Origin of the sequence: Clostridioides sp. ZZV14-6154, assembly GCF_020657785.1 — a bacterium.
In the GTDB taxonomy this organism is placed as follows: Bacteria; Bacillota; Clostridia; order Peptostreptococcales; family Peptostreptococcaceae; genus Clostridioides.
This window is the reverse complement of sequence record NZ_JAGWCY010000003.1, coordinates 215259-233110: the sequence shown is the minus strand read 5'-3', so window position 1 is coordinate 233110 and position 17852 is coordinate 215259. Positions and strand designations below refer to the sequence as shown.

The 17852-nt window shown below is 28.5% G+C and carries 23 protein-coding genes and 1 CRISPR repeat array; all 23 genes read left to right on the top strand.

All coding sequences use genetic code 11. From position 1 onward, the window contains the following. Window positions 1-120: 120 nt before the first annotated feature. The 23 genes from KGF45_RS10390 to KGF45_RS20455 all read left to right on the top strand — a co-directional run bounded on the left by KGF45_RS10390 (window position 121) and on the right by KGF45_RS20455 (window position 17583). Window positions 121-360 carry a hypothetical protein gene (locus KGF45_RS10390; RefSeq protein WP_227842506.1) on the top strand — a complete coding sequence of 80 codons (240 nt, stop codon included), beginning with the start codon at window positions 121-123 and terminating at the stop codon, window positions 358-360. A 156-nt stretch (window positions 361-516) separates the two neighbouring features. Next, the gene (locus KGF45_RS10385; protein WP_227842505.1) at window positions 517-1299 is read left to right on the top strand and encodes a hypothetical protein; all 783 of its coding nucleotides are present in this window, start codon (window positions 517-519) and stop codon (window positions 1297-1299) included. Between the two features lie 74 nt (window positions 1300-1373). Further along, window positions 1374-2054, top strand: a complete 681-nt coding sequence (gene terS / locus KGF45_RS10380; RefSeq protein WP_227842504.1) for a phage terminase small subunit — start codon at window positions 1374-1376, stop codon at window positions 2052-2054. Further along, window positions 2047-3273: a PBSX family phage terminase large subunit gene (locus tag KGF45_RS10375; RefSeq protein WP_227842503.1), complete on the top strand. Its 1227-nt coding sequence runs from the start codon at window positions 2047-2049 to the stop codon at window positions 3271-3273. The genes terS and KGF45_RS10375 overlap by 8 nt, the downstream gene beginning before the upstream one ends. Before the next feature lie 9 nt (window positions 3274-3282). After that, a complete protein-coding gene (locus KGF45_RS10370) occupies window positions 3283-4725 on the top strand; it encodes a phage portal protein (protein ID WP_131068633.1) in 1443 nt (480 codons plus the stop codon). Further along, complete coding sequence (locus KGF45_RS10365) at window positions 4709-5743, top strand: minor capsid protein (RefSeq protein WP_227842502.1); 1035 nt, start codon at window positions 4709-4711, stop codon at window positions 5741-5743. The genes KGF45_RS10370 and KGF45_RS10365 overlap by 17 nt, the downstream gene beginning before the upstream one ends. 219 nt (window positions 5744-5962) lie before the next feature. Beyond that, window positions 5963-6664: a DUF4355 domain-containing protein gene (locus KGF45_RS10360; RefSeq protein ID WP_227842501.1), complete on the top strand. Its 702-nt coding sequence runs from the start codon at window positions 5963-5965 to the stop codon at window positions 6662-6664. A gap of 21 nt (window positions 6665-6685) precedes the next feature. Then, the gene (locus tag KGF45_RS10355; protein WP_227842500.1) at window positions 6686-7480 is read left to right on the top strand and encodes a hypothetical protein; all 795 of its coding nucleotides are present in this window, start codon (window positions 6686-6688) and stop codon (window positions 7478-7480) included. Further along, window positions 7473-7583, top strand: coding sequence for a Rho termination factor N-terminal domain-containing protein (locus tag KGF45_RS10350; RefSeq protein WP_227842499.1), 111 nt, complete (start codon window positions 7473-7475; stop codon window positions 7581-7583). Before KGF45_RS10355 ends, KGF45_RS10350 begins: the two co-directional genes overlap by 8 nt. A gap of 31 nt (window positions 7584-7614) precedes the next feature. Then, window positions 7615-7974: a phage head-tail connector protein gene (locus KGF45_RS10345; protein ID WP_255647235.1), complete on the top strand. Its 360-nt coding sequence runs from the start codon at window positions 7615-7617 to the stop codon at window positions 7972-7974. Further along, entirely contained in the window at window positions 7974-8330 is a 357-nt protein-coding gene (locus KGF45_RS10340; protein WP_227842497.1) for a hypothetical protein, read from the top strand. Before KGF45_RS10345 ends, KGF45_RS10340 begins: the two co-directional genes overlap by 1 nt. Before the next feature lie 2 nt (window positions 8331-8332). Then, window positions 8333-8740, top strand: a complete 408-nt coding sequence (locus KGF45_RS10335) for an HK97 gp10 family phage protein (RefSeq protein WP_227842496.1) — start codon at window positions 8333-8335, stop codon at window positions 8738-8740. A gap of 4 nt (window positions 8741-8744) precedes the next feature. Then, window positions 8745-9191: a DUF6838 family protein gene (locus KGF45_RS10330; RefSeq protein WP_227842495.1), complete on the top strand. Its 447-nt coding sequence runs from the start codon at window positions 8745-8747 to the stop codon at window positions 9189-9191. Next, window positions 9192-10247, top strand: a complete 1056-nt coding sequence (locus KGF45_RS10325) for a phage tail sheath subtilisin-like domain-containing protein (RefSeq protein WP_077710355.1) — start codon at window positions 9192-9194, stop codon at window positions 10245-10247. A 14-nt stretch (window positions 10248-10261) separates the two neighbouring features. Then, a complete protein-coding gene (locus KGF45_RS10320) occupies window positions 10262-10699 on the top strand; it encodes a phage tail tube protein (protein WP_054276493.1) in 438 nt (145 codons plus the stop codon). Between the two features lie 18 nt (window positions 10700-10717). Next, window positions 10718-11122 (top strand): phage tail assembly chaperone, encoded by a 405-nt coding sequence (locus KGF45_RS10315; RefSeq protein ID WP_074134566.1) that lies wholly within the window; start codon window positions 10718-10720, stop codon window positions 11120-11122. A 26-nt stretch (window positions 11123-11148) separates the two neighbouring features. Next, on the top strand, window positions 11149-11301 hold the full coding sequence (locus KGF45_RS10310) for a hypothetical protein (RefSeq protein WP_153885135.1): 153 nt from the start codon (window positions 11149-11151) through the stop codon (window positions 11299-11301). 1 nt (window position 11302) lies between these two features. Further along, the gene (locus KGF45_RS10305) at window positions 11303-13963 is read left to right on the top strand and encodes a phage tail tape measure protein (protein WP_227842494.1); all 2661 of its coding nucleotides are present in this window, start codon (window positions 11303-11305) and stop codon (window positions 13961-13963) included. 61 nt (window positions 13964-14024) lie between these two features. Continuing rightward, complete coding sequence (locus tag KGF45_RS10300; protein ID WP_077710352.1) at window positions 14025-14873, top strand: SHOCT domain-containing protein; 849 nt, start codon at window positions 14025-14027, stop codon at window positions 14871-14873. 393 nt (window positions 14874-15266) lie between these two features. Continuing rightward, a CRISPR array of direct repeats spans window positions 15267-15690; the repeat unit is 29 nt; unit sequence GTTTTATATTAACTATGTGGTATGTAAAG. Between the two features lie 274 nt (window positions 15691-15964). Beyond that, a complete protein-coding gene (locus KGF45_RS10295) occupies window positions 15965-16132 on the top strand; it encodes a ribbon-helix-helix, copG family protein (protein ID WP_021370599.1) in 168 nt (55 codons plus the stop codon). Between the two features lie 119 nt (window positions 16133-16251). Next, window positions 16252-17073 (top strand): BRO family protein, encoded by an 822-nt coding sequence (locus KGF45_RS10290; RefSeq protein ID WP_074134569.1) that lies wholly within the window; start codon window positions 16252-16254, stop codon window positions 17071-17073. Then, entirely contained in the window at window positions 17073-17222 is a 150-nt protein-coding gene (locus tag KGF45_RS10285) for a hypothetical protein (RefSeq protein WP_158222252.1), read from the top strand. The genes KGF45_RS10290 and KGF45_RS10285 overlap by 1 nt, the downstream gene beginning before the upstream one ends. 211 nt (window positions 17223-17433) lie before the next feature. Continuing rightward, window positions 17434-17583: a type I toxin-antitoxin system toxin gene (locus tag KGF45_RS20455; RefSeq protein ID WP_032520821.1), complete on the top strand. Its 150-nt coding sequence runs from the start codon at window positions 17434-17436 to the stop codon at window positions 17581-17583. Window positions 17584-17852 lie beyond the last annotated feature (269 nt).

The following is a 17852-nucleotide window of genomic DNA, read 5'->3' as shown; positions in this document are numbered from 1 at the left end:
TTCTAGAAGATTATACTTAAAATAGAGTATCTCATTTATGATTATTGAAATCAATTTGAGATGCTTCTTTTTTATATATTATGGTAATATAAAAGAAAATAATTACTAGGAGGTGTAAATATGAAATGTCCTAATTGTGGTAGTGAAAATATAGAAAAAGGTATTTTAACAACTGGAGGTATATATGCTGAAACTATTGGGTTAAAGTATGTAGGAGATGGAAAGTTAGATAAAGTTATAAATAAAACTCTTCCTATACAATCTACTATATATTCTGACTTATGTTTAGATTGTGGTGAAATAGTTAGAACTTATATAAAAGATGATACCAGTAAGAAGTGGTGTAAAGATGAGAGATAAAAATACATAAGATTTAGATTATTTTTATAGGTGGTCTTTTTTTTATACAATAAATTAAATAAGAGTATTATTTAGAATTATTTTGTGGTTGTCGAATAGTTTTTGAAGGATATTGACCTTTGAAGTTGAATTTTATACTTTAGAGGGGATGAGAAAATGTATATTGGTAATTTAAGAAATCATAAAAAATTTGAATCAGATATTTTGATAAAATTTTCCGAAGAAAAACATGTAGATAGTCTAGCTTTGGGAAATATTTATACTAATAATTTTAATTATTTTATTGAACTAGAAAAACAAAGTAAGATTAAAGGTATAGGAGATAAAGATGAACAGGCTTTGGAAATTGTAGGTATTAATATAAAAAATATTGAAAGAATTGATAATATTGAAACCGACATAGATAAACAAATATTTGATAAGTCCATTAAAGAAATTTTTAAGGGTGCTAAAGGTAAGCTTAGATTTGAATCTTCAGAATATGATAAAAAAACTCCTATGTTCTGTACAATGAGAATTAGTAAGAATGAACTATTAGAAAAAAAGGGATTAATTTTTTCTAAAGAAGAGATTCAAAGTTTGAAGAAAGATTTTGAAAAATATACACATGCTCTTATAATAGATGAAAATAATTTTAAAGAAAGAATGTATAAATGTTGTAAAAATAATAATATAGATGTTATTATGGACTGTGTAAGGTATTCAAACTCGAAGATTAATGAGCTTGAAAAGATTAAAGATTTTAATACCTATAAAAGAGCGTTTTGGAAAGATGATAGTTTTGAAAAACAAAAAGAATTTAGGGTTGTATTTATGAGCGAAAGGATTAACGAAGGAAAAAATTTAATCAATATAGGTGATTTGTCAGATGTATCTCTAAAAATTAGAAAAGAAGATATATTTAATGAAAGATTCAAATTGGAACTTAATGAAGTATAGTTAATATAAAATTCAAGAACTCTAATCAGAGTTCTTTTTTTATTCCCAAAACGACAAACAAACGAGGTGGTGATGTGCAAGATGTCAAAGAAAAGGTAAAACAAGATTACATAAAAGGTATGAAACAAAAGGAAATATCAGCAAAGTATGACATTAGTTTAAACACTTTAAAGTCATGGATAAAAAGATACAATTGGTCTAGTGAGAAAAAGAAGGGTGCACCTAAAAATAAAAGGGGTGCACCCATAGGTAATAAAAATGCTACTGGTCCACCAGGTAATAAAAATGCTGAAAAGTTTGGTTTCTTCTCAAAGTATCTACCCAAAGAAACTAGAGAATTGATACAAGAAATATCTATAAAAGATAAATTTGATATTCTTTGGGAACAGATAACAATTCAATATGCAGCAATAATAAGAGCACAAAAGATAATGTATGTTAAAGATAAGGAAGAGATGATTAAGGAATTAAAGAAACAGGAAAGTACAGAAAATGGAGAGAAGATAGAGTATGAATTTCAATTTGCATGGGATAGGCAAGCATCTTTTCTTAATGCACAAAGTAGAGCTATGAGTGAATTAAGAAGTCTTATTAAGCAATATGATGAAATGATTCATAAGGATTGGAATTTGGCTACAGAAGAACAAAGAGCAAGGGTAGAAGTATTAAAATCAAAGATAAATAATCAAGAAAGTAAAGAAGATAAGCTTGATAGATATTTTGATAAACTTGAAAGTGTGATAAAAAATGATTGATGAATTATATCATAGTAAACAACTTGAAGTTCTTAACTTTGCTTTGAATAATGACTACTTCATGCTAATTAATTATGGTGCTAAAAGGACTGGCAAAACAATAATTGACAATGATTTATTCTTACTGGAACTTAGAAGGGTTAGAAAGATAGCTAATGAGTTAGATATTAAGCTTCCTCAGTACATTCTAGCAGGAGCAGATTTAGGAGCTTTACAAAGAAATGTACTAAGTGAGCTTACAAATAAGTATGATATTGAATTTAAGTTTGATAAACATAATAGATTTGTACTTTTTGGAGTTCAAATATGTTGTTTTGGACACTCAAAAACGAATGATTTAGGAAGAATAAGAGGTATGACTTCGTTTGGAGCATATATAAATGAAGGTACAGTTGCAAATGAAGAAGTATTTAACGAAATAAAATCAAGATGTAGTGGAGAAGGTGCTAGAATACTTGTAGATACTAACCCAGACCAACCAGAGCATTGGTTAAAAACTAACTTTGTAGATAAAACAGATGGCAAGGTTATTCAATCTTTTCATTATAAACTAGATGATAATATATTTCTAAGTGAAAGATACAGAGAAAATATTAAGAAGTCTACTCCATCTGGTGTATTTTATGATAGAGATATAAATGGCTTATGGGTGTCAGCAGATGGATTAGTTTATCAAGATTTTAATAAGGATATTCATTATATTTCTAAGGATAAATTAAATGATATTAATTTTGTAAGATATTTTGCAGGTGTTGACTGGGGATATGAACACTTTGGAGCTATTGTTGTAATTGGTGAGGATGATAGAGGTAATTTATATCTATTAGAAGAACATTCAGCTCAACACAAGGAAATTGATTACTGGATAGATAAAGCTAAGAATATAAAAGAGAAGTATGGAAATATAAAGTTTTATTGTGATAGTGCTAGACCCGAACACTTAGCAGCATTTAAAAGAAATGGGATAAAAGCTTTTAATGCTGATAAAGCTGTATTATCTGGCGTTGAAGCTGTAGCTAAAAGAATTAAAACTAATACTTTATTTGTAGTTTATGACAATGTTAATTTATTTAGAAAAGAAATTTTTATGTATGCTTGGAATAAAAACACAGGAGAACCCATTAAAAAGTGGGATGATGTATTAGATGCACTTAGGTATGCTATCTATACTGACTCAAAGACAGGAACTAAATTTGATAGAGAAAAATATGGTATATAGGAGTTTTTTATGAGGAAATTAAAAATAAATAAAGACGCCAAAATAACAGGATATGTAATATTAGAATATATAGAAAAACATAAAAAAGAAAAAAATAGACTAAATAAAATGTATAAATACTATAATAATGACAACGAAATATTAAATAGGTCATACAAAACTAAAAATAAACCTCAAAACAAATTGGCACATTCTTATGCTTCTTATATAACTGATGTAGCGATAGGATATTTTTTAGGTAAACCAATTAGTTATACATCTAGCGATAAAACTACCTTAGAAACTTTAAATGATATATTTAAATATAATGATGAAGCAGATAATAACACAACTCTTGCTAAGTATGAGAGTATATTTGGATATGCCTATGAAGTCTTGTACTTAGATGAAAATTTAAATATAAGATTTAAAGCTATAGACCCTAGAGAGTTAATAGTTGTGTATGATAATACTTTGGAAGAAGATATTGTATTTGCTATAAGATATTATAATGAAAATGAACTAGTTAATAATACTATTAAAGAGATAACGAAGGTTGAAGTATATAGAAAACCTATTCTAAATGATAAAGGTAACATAGTTTTAAATGGCAAAATAGAATACTATACCAAAAATGGGAATACTCTAACATCGGATGATGAAAAAGAGTGTTTTTTTTGTGATATCCCTATAGTAACCTATATAAATAATGATGAACTTTATGGAGATTTTGAAAAAGTAATACAATTAATAGATGCTTATGATAAGACTCAATCTGATACAGCTAATGACTTTGAGATGTTTACTCATGCTGTTTTAGTTGTGTCGGGAAGTGTAGTTGATGAAGAAGATAAAAAAGATTTAAATGATAAATATCTAATAAATTTTATAAATGAGGAAGGCAAAGCTGATTATCTAATAAAAAATATTCAGGATACAGCTTTAGAAAATTATAAAAATAGATTGGACAATGATATTCATAAGTTCTCTTGTGTACCTAATATGAGTGATGAGAGCTTTTCAAATAATGCTTCTGGTGTATCATTAGCTTTTAAACTTATGAGTCTTGAAAATAAAGTAGGAATAAAAGAAGCTAAGTTCAAAAAAGGGTTAATGAGAAGGATAGAGCTGATATGTGATTATCTTAAAATAAAAAAAGGTAATGAATATTCATATACAGATATAGAACCTGTATTTTCAAGAAATAAACCAAGTAATGAAGCCGAATCTGCCGAAATAATGCAAAAATTAACTGGAATATTAAGCCAGGAAACAATAATATCTCTATTTCCAAGTATACAAGACCCTCAAGAGGAAATGGAAAAGATTGATAAAGAAAAAGATAGTTTATTTGATGATTATGACTTTAATAAAATATCAAATGAAATTAAAAATAAAAAAGATAACTTAGAAAATGTAGATATCAAAGAAAATGAAGATAGAGAAGGTTCTACAGATGTCAAAGAAAAATAATATAGAATACTGGAAAAGTAGAGAAAAACAGAGAAAAGAAGCTCAATTAAAAAATATTAAAAATATAAAGTATGAATTGCAACAAGAATATAATGTTGCACTAAGAGAAATTGAAAATAATATTGCTAGATTATACAGTAAATTCTCAGAAGATAATAAGATAAACTATAATCAAGCAAAAAAGTTATTAACAGGAAAAGACTATAAATTTTGGAGAATGGATATAGCTTCTTATATAAAAAAGATAGAGAAAACAGGAGATGAAAGATTATTATTAGAGCTTAATGTTTTAGCAATGAGGTCTAGAATTAGTAGACTTGAGGAATTGTTTTATCAAGTAAATAAAAATATAAATAATGTTTATTTATTCCAACATAAAAAAGTAGAAGAACTTTTGAAAGCTTCTATTAAAGAAAATTATTATGCTACTATATATGATGTTCAAAAGTATATTGGGACAGGAACAACTTTTTCTAAATTAGATAATAGTATAATTAAAAACATATTGTCTTTTCCATGGGCAGGAAAAAATTATTCTGAAAGTATCTGGTCAAATAGAGATAAATTAAAAGAGATACTTAAAACAGAAATGACTCAAATGTTTATAAGAGGAGAAGGCAATACAGCAGTTGCAAAAAGAATATCTGATAGATTAAATACAAGTTTTAAATTTGCTATGTCATTAGTTAAAACAGAGAATAATTATATAGCAAATGAAGCAAGTAGACGAGGTTATGAAGAAACGAATGTAGATATGTATCAGTATTTAGCTAATCTAGCAGATAATACTTGCTCTGATTGTGTTGAGTTAGACTTGCAAGAATTTCCTATAACAGATGCAGTTGTAGGAGAAAACTTCCCTCCAATGCATACTAATTGCAACTGCACAACTATTCCAGCTCAAGTTAGAGAAGGAGCTACAAGAGCAGCAAGGATTGGCAATGGTAAAACGTATGAAGTTCCAGCCAAAATGAATTTTAAAGAGTGGGCTGAATTAAATAATATAGATGTTAAATAGCGATTGGGATGAAGATGGAACAATAGTAATGGATTTATCATAAATAGAAGCTATATCAATAAATAATTGTAATAAGAATAATAATATTGGTTTTAGCAAGTCCTATATAGGGCTTTTTTATTTTGTCTTTTTACTAGTTATAGACATTAAAAAAGACTAGGATAAGTCAAACATGTAGACTTAAATACATGGCATTACTCAAATTTAGGAGGTAAAAAAGTGAAAGATATTGAAAATGGAAAAATAAAAATGAACTTGCAATTACTTGCAGGAGAGAGTCCAGATGTAGTTACAGAACAAAGTGTGGAGACTAGTATAAACGAATCATCAAGTAAAAGTGACTTAACAAATGAACAACAAGAAGTTAACAAAACTATTAGTGAAGAAGATATACAAGCTCTTATAGAAGAAAAGGCACAAGAAAAGGTAAACAAAGTAATAGGTAAAGAAAAATCTAAACTAAAAGCTACATTAGCTGAAAAAGAAAAAGAACTTGAAAGTATTAAATTATCTAAAATGAATGAAGCAGAAAGAACCGCTTACCAATTAGAACAAATGAGAAGTAAGATAGAAGAAATAGAAGCTAATTCAGCTAAAAAAGACAAAGAATTGGAGCAGGAGAGACTTGCTAATAACACAAAAGAAGTTTTAGTGAGTAGAGAAATGCCAACTAAATTTACCAACATGGTTATGGCTGGTACTGATGGAGATGCTGAAAAAATACTTGAAAATATAAAAAATCTACAAGAGTGGGGGAAAGAATGGGTTGAAAAACAAGTAAATGAAAGACTAAGAAGCTCAGCAGGTGCTCCTAAAACTTCTACTATAGGTGGAGACAGTTTTACTATGGAAGAGCTAAAGAACATGACAACAGAACAAATTAATGCGAATTGGGATAAGATAAAGGGAATTAAAAAATAAAAGAAGGGTTAAGGTGATAATATGTCAGTAGCAAATTTTATTCCTACAATATGGGAAGCTAGATTGCTAGCAAATTTTTATGAAAGAAGTATAGCGGGTTTAATAACAACACCACCAACTGAGATAAAAGGCAATAAAATTATATTTGGTAGTGTTTCAAATGTAGCGGTAAAAGACTACGAAGGTAAAGTTGTGTGGGATGATTTAGATATACCAGATATTGAGATGGAGATGAACATAAAAAAATATTGGGCTTTTAAATTGGATGACGTTGATAGAGTTCAAGCAAACGCTGAATTAATAGATACTCATACAATAGAAGCAGCATCGCAAACTCAATCTGTTATGGATAAAGAAGTGCTGGATGAAGGTTTAAAAACAACATTAGTTGTAACTAAAGAATCATCTGATAAAGCATATGATTTAATAGTTAAATCAAATACGTTGTTAAATAAGAAAAAGGTTGATAAAATAAATAGATTTAGTGTTATAAATGCAGAAGTATTAGAAGATTTATGTTTGGATGAGAGATTTACAAGACATTATCAAATTTTAGAAAGCGGGATTATAGAAGGTGCAAATATAAATGGTACTCAATTAATCTTTTCAGAAGAATTAAACGCTGGGAAATTTGCGATATTAACGCTTCATAAAACAGCTTTAGGTTTTGGAACACAATTAAATGAAACGGAAGCTATGAGATTGGAGAATGCTTTTGCAGATGGAATAAGAGGTTTACAAGTGGCAGGAGCAAAATTATTAAGACCAAATGTAGTAGTAAAATATGTTGAAGCGTCAACTCCCAGCGTTGAGTAGCTATACATCAAATGAATTAAAAAGTATGGCTAAAGATGCTGGAATAGAAGGATATTCAAAATTAAAAAAAGATGAATTAATAGAAAAATTAAGTAATATTTGATTCTAGTATTCGATTTTAGAAGGTGATGAATATGTTAGAAAATATAAAAATCATATTAGATTTGGAAGACGATAAATATGATTCAAAAATAAACTTGTATATAAATAAATACACTAATTTAATACTAGATTATTGTAATTTAAAAGAGTTAAATAGTGCTCTTGAAAGTTTTATAGAAGATAAAGTTGTTGTTATATTGAAAGAAACTATATTAAATAAAAACTCAGATGATGTATCTGAAAATAGAGGTGTAAAATCTATATCAAGAGGGGGTTTTTCTGTTACTTATAATGTTTCTGAAGCTAAATCTACTAATGAGCTTTATAGTATCTCTTTAAATGATGATGATAAAAAAATATTAAAAAGGTTTATAAAAACGGTGATGTGGTAATGACAGATGCAGATATATTAGCTTATACCTATTTTGAGAAAATGACAATAAAAAGATGTATGAGTTTTAGAAATGAAGAAACAGGAGTTACAGAAAATGATGAGCAAGGTATAATAATTGCAGAAAATGTACCTTGTGCAGTGAGTCAAGGTACTATACCGAGTTTATTAGATACAGAGATAGCAAATATAGTAATAACACATGAATTATATTGTAGACCTAATATAGATTTAAAAGCTGGAGATATACTTGAGATAACATTTAAAAATGGGGATATAAAGACATTTATAGCTTCTGAGTATTCTTATTATGATAGCCACCTACAAGTACCTATAACATTGAAAGAGAGGATTTAAAGATGGCAAATGATGGATTTGAAGATATATCAAAAGACTTTGATAAGATAATTAAAAATATACCAGCAGAAATAGAAAAAATAGCAGATAATGCAGGTAATAATCTATTAGGTAGGGTTAAGCTCGAAAATCCAAAAGCTAAAAAAAATAGTGATGGGTCAAGAGAAGCTTGGACTATGGAAAAAACAGATAAATTTGTACGTCTAGTTAAAAATCCAAAAGGATATTTACCAAATGTTGAATATGGCCATAGAACTCGACAAGGAACTGGAAAATCTAAAAACTACAGACCAAAACCAGGGGGTATATCGTTTATACCTCCTGTTTACATGTTAAAAAGAAGTGTAGAAGAAGTTGAAAAGGATTTAGATAAAGAGTTTGATGTATTCGTAAAAAATATTTGGGGGTGATTAGTTGCTTAAATATGAAGATATATTAAATGCCTTTACATTAGAGATAAGTAAGAATTTCAATGAAGATATATTTGTAGATGATTATAATATACAAGACTGTAAGAAATCTTGTTTTTTAGTACAGATTTTTCCTAATAAAACAATAGCAATTAACACAACTATAAATCAGAAAAGTATTTTACTATCTATAAAATTTTTTCAACAAGCTAGGCAAAAAAAGAAAAAGTTATATGAAGTTTTATATAAGTTGCAAAAAATATTTGTAAGAGGTTTAAAAATAAAAGATAGAGTTTTAGATGTGTCAAATGTAGAATCAAATATTTTAAAAGATGAAATAGATTATTTTCTAGATTATATAATAACTATAAATTATTTTGATAATGCAGATATAGAACAAGAAAAGTATGAAATGATGCAAGAAATAAACATTGATATAGGAGGTAAATAAATGGGATTACCGCAAATAAATATAGTCTTTGAACATGTAATTTCAACATTAGTAGAACGTTCAAATCGTGGAATAGTAACAATTTTACTTAAAGATACTAAATCATTAGGAATAATAGAGCTTATAGATAAAGCAGAAATTCCAAATGAGTTATCAGAAGAAAATAAAAACTATATAGAACAAGTTTTTATAGGTGGTGTAACTTCGCCTAATAAAGTTATTTTATATGTTATTGGTGAAGAGGATACTTTAGAAAATGGACTAAGTTTATTAGAAACAGTAGATTTTAATTATATATGTATGCCAAAAGCTACAGAAGCAGAAAACACAAGTATAAAAAACTGGATTATAAAAAGAAGAAATGACTATAAAAGTAAAGTCAAGGCTGTTTTAGCTAACTGTGATGCAGATAACGAAGGCATAATAAATTATACGACAGATGTAACTATAGATAAGGTTGAAATACCAGCTGAAAATTTTACACCAAGAATAGCTGGGCTTATAGCAGGAACACCTCTGAGCCAATCAGTAACATACGCTATATTGCCCGAGGTAACTGACATAACAAAATTAGACAAAGATACATCTAATACTAAGATTGGCAATGGAGAGTTAATTTTAATAAAAGAATGTGGAGCTGTAAGAATAGCACGAGGGGTTAATTCTCTTAAACAAGTAAAACTAGGGCAGACTGAAAGTTTTAAGAAAATAAAATTGATAGATGTAATGGATTTAATTCACAATGATATAAAAAAAATTATAATAGATGGTTATTCAGGGAAAGTGGCAAATAGCTATGATAATAAATGTTTGTTGCTTATTACCTTGTTAAATTATTTAGATGAAATATCAAAAGAAGAATTAATCGAAAGAAATTATACATTAGATATAGATATAGAAAAACAAAGAAAATTTCTAAATGAAAATGGTATTAACACTACAAATATGAAAGAACTTGATATTAAAAAAGCGAATACAGGTGCAAAAGTATTTTTAAAAGGCAAAGCAACAACTATAGATGCGATGGAAGATTTTTATATAGATTTTGATATTTAACAGGGGGTGAGGAAATGAGCGATTTTATAGCAAGTAGAGTCATGTCTGGAAGTAAAGGCGAGCTTTGGTTAAACAATGAATTTGTTGGAGAAGTAAAGGCTTTTCAAGCAAAAGCAGAAAAGAACAAAGAAGAAGTTCCAATTGCAGGGCAACCAGTTATAGATACAAAAACAATAAGTATTACATGTAAAGGTTCTATGACACTTTATAAATCAACATCTAGAATGTTAATTTTAATGTCATCTGACATGCAAAAAGGAATAGATACTAGATGTACTTTTATAACTAAATTAGATGACCCAGACGCATGGGGAGCTGAAAAGATAGCAATCGAAAATGTATCATTTGATGATTTAACGTTGGCTGATTGGGAAGTTAATAAACTTGGAGAAGTAGAGTGTCCATTTACGTTTACAGGTTGGAGACCTGTAGATACAGTAGAATATCATTAAAGAAAAGGAGAATATTATATGAATACAATTGAGAGATTATTAGCATTAGATGCAGGGGAAATAGAGATGCCAACAGCAATACATAAAATGTATTGTAAAAAGTTAGGTGGAAATTATGAATTTGAGATAAGAGCAATTGACCCAGAAAAACTAGGTTCAATACAAGAAAAGGCAGTTGAATTAAAACAAGGTGATATTGAAAGTGTAAAGATTTATTCCACTAAAATATTAACTATATTAGAAGGATGCCCAATGTTTAAAAATAAAGATTTATTAGAACATTTTGGTTCACCAACTCCAAAAGAATTGATAAAAAAATTACTATTAGCAGGAGAAATGGATTCATTAAAAGATGCAATAGATGAATTAAGTGCTATTACAACAAATAAAGATGAAGATATGGATGAAGAAATAAAAAACTAATTGAATCAGATGGTAACTATAATCTTATGTACCTAGTATTTAAGCATAAAGGAATATTACCATCTGAATATAAAAAAATTAAATTTGGTGAGAAAAAAATAATATATAATATGATACAAAAAGAAATAAAAGAAAAAAATGAAGTATTAGAAAAAATAATAAATAGAGGAGGCATATGATTTGGCTGATAAAACGCTTCAAGCAATTATAAAACTAAGAGATGAATTTTCGGATAAAATGAAGCAAGTTAAACAAGTTACTGATAGTGCAAAAGATGCTATGAAAATTGCAAATGACACAAGTAAAGCATATGGCGACTCTATGAAAACAACAGGAAAAGCAATAGATGAAGTTTCAAAGGCTTCAAATTCAACACAATCAAGCACTAATGGTATGAATCAGTCTTTTTCAAACACTAATGGAGCAGTTCAAAAGATGTCAGATAGTTTAAAGACTTATTCTGAAAAGATGAAAGAGAGTGCACTAAGTATGACAGCTTTTGGTACTGCTATATTAGGTTTAGGAAAAAAAGCTTATAAATCATATGGAGAAGTAAAGGCTGGATTAAATGAAGTGTATATAGCAACTGGTGCTACTGGTGATGGTGCAAAAGGATTAGAAAAATCATTTAAAAACATTGCTAGTACTTCTGGTGCTACTTTTGAAGCAATAGGAGGAACTTTAGGTGAAGTAAATACAAGATTTGGTTATACAAGTACAGAAGCTGAGAAATGTACAAAACAATTTATCAAATTTGCAAAAGTTAATAAAATTGATGCAGTTAGAGCAGTTCAATTAGTAAATAGAGCAATGAGGGATGCAGGGGTTAATACAAAAGAATATTCAAGCACGATGGATAAATTAACAACTATGGCACAGGCTAGTGGCATATCTATGGAAGAACTTGCAACAACTCTTGTACAATATGGTGCTCCTATGAGAAACCTTGGACTTAGCTTTGATGAAAGCATTGCTTTACTTGGTAAATGGCAACTTGAAGGAGTTAACACAACTACTGCTCTAGCTGGTATGAAAATAGCAATAGGTAAATGGAGTTCAGAAGGTAAAAATGCCACAAAAGAATTTAGTAAAACAGTTGAAGCTATTAAATCTTGTAAAGACCCAGCAGAAGCTGCTGGAATGGCAATGAAAACTTTTGGTCAAAGAGCGGGACCAGATATGGTTGCAGCTATTAGAGAAGGACGATTTGATTATCAAGAGTATGTTGACATAATAAAAGATAGTGGAGGAACAGTTGATAATACAGCAAAACAAATAGCTACAGCTGGTAGCTCAATTAAAACTATTATGAATAGTGTAAAACTACTTTGGGGCGAATTTGGAGCAGAAATTAATAGTGTATTTGCACCTGCAATGAAAATTGCAGCAGAGCAAATAAGTAAAGTAACGAAGTGGTTTATGGATTTAAGCCCAGAAGCTAAGGATGTTATTTCTACTATTGCAGGAGTTGTATTAGCTTTTGGAGCATATAATTTCGTTGTAGGAAGTACTATGTTATTTACTGGAAAGATAGTACCATTGCTAGGCAAATTAGGATTTACTCTTAAATTTTTAACAAGTCCTGCATCTTTAGTAGTTTTAGGGATTATTGCATTAGGAGGAGCTTGTATTTATGCATATAAACATTCTAAAAGTTTTAAAAAAGAAGTAGATAAAATAATAAAAAAACTTAAGAATTTTAAACAAACAATAAAGGATAATGAAGATGCAATAAAAAAGGTAGCAATTGTTCTTGGAACTATATTTGGTCCAACGTTAATCAAAATAGGAGCAGAAGCAGTAATAGCAGGTGCTAAACTTACTGGAAAATTTGTATTTGGCATGATGGAGGTAGCTGGTCAAGCAGCTATAACAAGTGTAACATTAACTACTAAATTTATTGCATCAATAATAAAATCTGGGGTAGAAGCAGTAATAGCAGGATGGAAATTCATAGGTAAATTTGTATTTGGATTAATTAGTATAGCATCAAATGCGGTTATAACAGGAACCGCCATTGTGGTAAACTTAATAACTAACTTCATAAAAGTTGGAATTCAAGCAGCAACAACAGCAGGGATATTTGTAGCCAAGTTTGTATTCGCATTAATGCAAATAGCTGGGCAAGCAGTTATAACAGGAATAACAATAGCAGTAAATTTAGTTGGCTCTTTAGTGAAATTTGTAGCTCAGGGTGCATTAGTTATAGCAAGTATAACATTACAAGTAATAGCTTTTGTGAGTCAAAAAATTGCTATGATTAGCTCTGCTGTTGCAATGGGAGTTGTGACTGCAGCACAGTGGGCACTGAATGCAGCAATGTCAGCAAATCCAATTGCATTGGTTATAATAGCTATAGCTGGATTAGTTGCTGGTTTTGTAACTTTGTATAAAAAGTCTGAAACTGTGAGAACTATAGTGAATAAAGCTTTTAATGCTATAAAAACCACAATAACTAATGTAGCCAAAGCTGTAAAGGAAAAAATTGATGGTATAAAAGATTGGTGGCAAGGTTTAATTGATAAAGTAAGAAATAACCCTCTCACAGCAACTATAAAAACTGTTGAAAAAATCATAACTGGGGGTAATGGTAAAGATGATGGAAGAAATGCCTTTGGTCTTAGAGAAGTAAAAAGAGATAATGAAGTGCGTAGACTACATCAAGGTGAAATGGTTTTGACTAAGCAAGAAGCTAATCGATATAGAAGCGGACAAAATAGTGGAAGTTTTAATATAGCTAAATTAGCAGATACAATAATAGTTAGAGAAGATGCTGATATAGAGAAAATAGCTGATGCTTTGGTTAGAAAAATACACATAGCTCGTCTTGGAGGAGTATAATATTTCCATTATTTTATGATATAATATAAATATAATTTAGTATAATAGGGGGATTCTATGAATGGGTATCAAATATACTTTTAAGTCAGCTGGAAAATATGAAGTAGAGTTAATGGAAGATGAGCTTATAATTAGAAATCAAGGGGTTCTAAGCAAGAATGAAGAAATTATAAAATATAAAGATATTGAAGTTATAAACTTTAAAGAGAATGGAATGACACAAGGGTATATAAGGTTTGCTAGAAAAGGAGAAAAATTAGAAACTAATACTTTTAAAGCTTTGCAGAGTAAAAATGCAGTTGCCTTTTCTAATGCAGATGAAGAAAAACGAATTAAAGAAATAAAAGAATATGTAGAAAAAAAAATAAAGTTAACAGATGTAGAGGATGTAAAAGAAAAACAATGTATTTCCGATTTATCTTCTAATAAAATATATGATTTTAAGTCAGCTCTTAAGTGTAGTATAGAAATAAAAAACAATTTATTAATAATTGAATATAAAAGTATTGTTGATAAATTAGCTGGGCATTCTGTTAAAAAAACTATAAAGTTAGAAAATATTACATCAATTCAAATCAAAGAGGTAGGAAAAGTTTATTCTGGCTATATAAGATTTATAATTGCAGGACTTCCAGAAAAAGAAATAGATATATTTAATATGACCCAGGATGAAAATGCTATAATTTTTAGAAATAAAAGGGAAGAAAACTATGCAAAAGAGATAAAACGATATATAGAGAATTATAAGCATTCTATCAATTTATCAAACGAAGTTGCAATAGATGATGGAATAGCTAAAAATCAATCTGACCCATTGGAGAGAATCAAAAAGTTAAAAGAATTATTAGATATAGAGGCTATTACACAAGAAGAATTTGATGCTAAGAAAAAGGAACTATTGAATTTGTAAAACACAAGATTACCTAAATATAAACTAAAGGGTGCGTAAATTACACAAAGGATGTTATTTCTACTATAGTAGGAGATTTTTTATATTAACTATGTGGATTCAAAGATAAATAGAAAAAAAGAAGCACTTACTTTTTAGTATAATCCCTTTATAGTAGGTGCTTTTGTTTTATTTAAATTATTCTATTATTATTTGAAGTATCATTTTTATGGTATAATAAAAATAAGGAAGTTTTGCAGTGAGCGATATTTGTGACAAATTAAGGTTTAACAGTTGAAATGCAAAGCATTGAGAGTATGTGATAAGTATTATCAATTGCACTATTGCCCGCTAACTGCAAATTTAAGATAGTTGTATATATGTAAGTATTGAAAATGCTAAGTTTATTTTGAGGTTTTATATTAACTATGTGGTATGTAAAGCAAGAACTATAACAATGAAATGTCTTACTTTCTGTATAGTTTTATATTAACTATGTGGTATGTAAAGGAAATCGTGAATCAAATTGAAAAACAACAGAAAGAGTTTTATATTAACTATGTGGTATGTAAAGAATAAAATTTGGGTTTGGTTAGTAAGTACAGTTCAAGTTTTATATTAACTATGTGGTATGTAAAGTTACTTTTTGAGGTAGCGATTTTAAAGTATCTACTACTGGTTTTATATTAACTATGTGGTATGTAAAGCTTTTAATATTTTTCGTTATTCCTTCTAACAAATTTGTTTTATATTAACTAAGTGGTATGTAAATTTCTTATTTTCTCTATAGATTTTTATAGTTGTTCTCCATTTTATATTAACTAAGTGGTATGTAAAGAAAGGTACTCTTAATTCAATTTATAAGCAACTAGGGATTTTATATTAAGTAAATTCAACTATAACCAACTTGATTACAGTTGAATTTATGTTTTACATTAACAATGTAGATAAAAACTAAATAAACAAAGAAAGCACTTACTTTTGGTAAGTGCTTTTGTTTTGCCCAAATTGGTCGGTTGAGTAAAATAATTAGAAAAAATTGGATATATGATTGACTTTTGTCTGCCGAAACTATATAATATAATTAAGGCAGACAAAAGTGAGGTGAAGATATGCCAAGTAAAAAAATAGGTAGACCTACAGATAATCCTAAAGGCAGTAGAATAACTATAAGATTGGATGAAGAATCTAAAAATATTCTAGAGAAATACTGTGAAAAAGAAGATATAGACAAAGCCGAAGGAGTTAGAAGAGGTATAAAACTACTAAAAGACAAATAAAAAGTAGCCCAACCGCCGACCAAAGCAAAATGGACTACTTACACCAGAAGTTACCTTCTATGAAATATTTTATCATAGTAAGGTACTTCTTACAATAAAATTTCAAGGAGGATTTTACTATGAATGAATTAATGAATTTTGAAGGAAAAGAGATTGAAATATTTGAATATAATGGGCAAGTTTTATTTAATCCATATGATTGTGGAAGATGTTTAGAGCTAAGTGATAGTGCAATAAGAAATCATTTGTCTAAAATGAATGATACTCAAGCTATATTATTAAAAAATTCAGCTGTCCTAGATACGGACATCCGAAAATTAAATAATGCAGGTGAAAAGTTCTTAACAGAGAGTGGAGTATACAAGTTAATATTTAAATCTCAGAAAGAAGAAGCTGAGAAATTCCAAGACTGGATAAGTGATGAAGTACTTCCAGCTATTCGACAAACTGGTGCATACATAACAAATAATGCTAATCCCGAGAAGTTGAGAGAAAAAGCAAGCGAAATTGAAAAGTTACAGTTAGCTTATAATAGTACATCTATGTTAAAAGAGTTATTAGATGGAGCAGGCTTTGACAATAAATCTAAACTATTAACAGCTAAGACATTATATAAAAAGGCAGGCATTGATTTACCAATTGAGATAAACGAAGAAGAACATTACTTTGACACAAAACAAATAGCATCTAAACTGAAAATATATTCTAAGAGTAATAAACCAGCTCAGATGGCTGTTTGTGAGATTATTAAAAAGATTGATTTAGAAGAAAATGAAGTAAAAGGAGTTTGGGAAACTAATGGAAGTTGGACTGGTACTGTAAATAAATATACAAAGAGTGTAATAGATAAGGTTAGAAATTGGATAGAGGAAAATAATAGACCTGCTAAGATACAAGGTGAGAAGAAGAATTTCCATGTTGTATATAAGGAGGCAATGTAATGGGAGATAATTTACTAAACAATGTATGTAATGATGAAAAAGAATATCTTATTTCTTACCTAAAAACTCTAAAACAAGAAGATGAACATGATTTTTATGTTTTCAAACAAATAGTAGATATATATTGTAAACAAGCAAAGTATAAATAAGAAATTAATTATATAATCAAAAAACACTTGCTTATGGTAGGTGTTTTTTAATTGAAAGAAGGTGATTATAATGTAAAAAGTAATAAATAGGTAAAATATGTAAGAATTATGTGCTATAATAGTTGTAGCAAGAAGATGTAATCTACAATTTATAGAGTGGAGTTCATACAAAAGATTATCCTCCCAATGTGTAGAAGGGAGGTGTATATGTATGGATAACTTTTTGATTAGCGTATTAGCTAGTTTAACAGCTAGTCTAATCGGTTACATAATTTGTATATGTATCAAAAAAGCAAAAAGCCACTCCGGCCAGAGTGACTTTAGTTTTGAACTAAAGATTAAGTTCAAAAAGAAACACTAATTTACGAACTCCACTCTAGTCTTAAATAGATTGTAGTTCTTCTTGCTTTTATTATACCACAAATTAGGAAAAATATTGTTTATAGTCAATAAAAAATAAAAATTTTTATTAAAAAATAAAAACTTGATTATGAAGTTATTAATTTATAAAATATCTATAAATGAGTAGATATTTTTTTACTCAAATTTCATTGTTTAAATAAAATAAAGGAAAGCACTTACAAATGAGTAGGTGCTTTTTTATACAAAAAATCAAAGAAGGTGAATTTA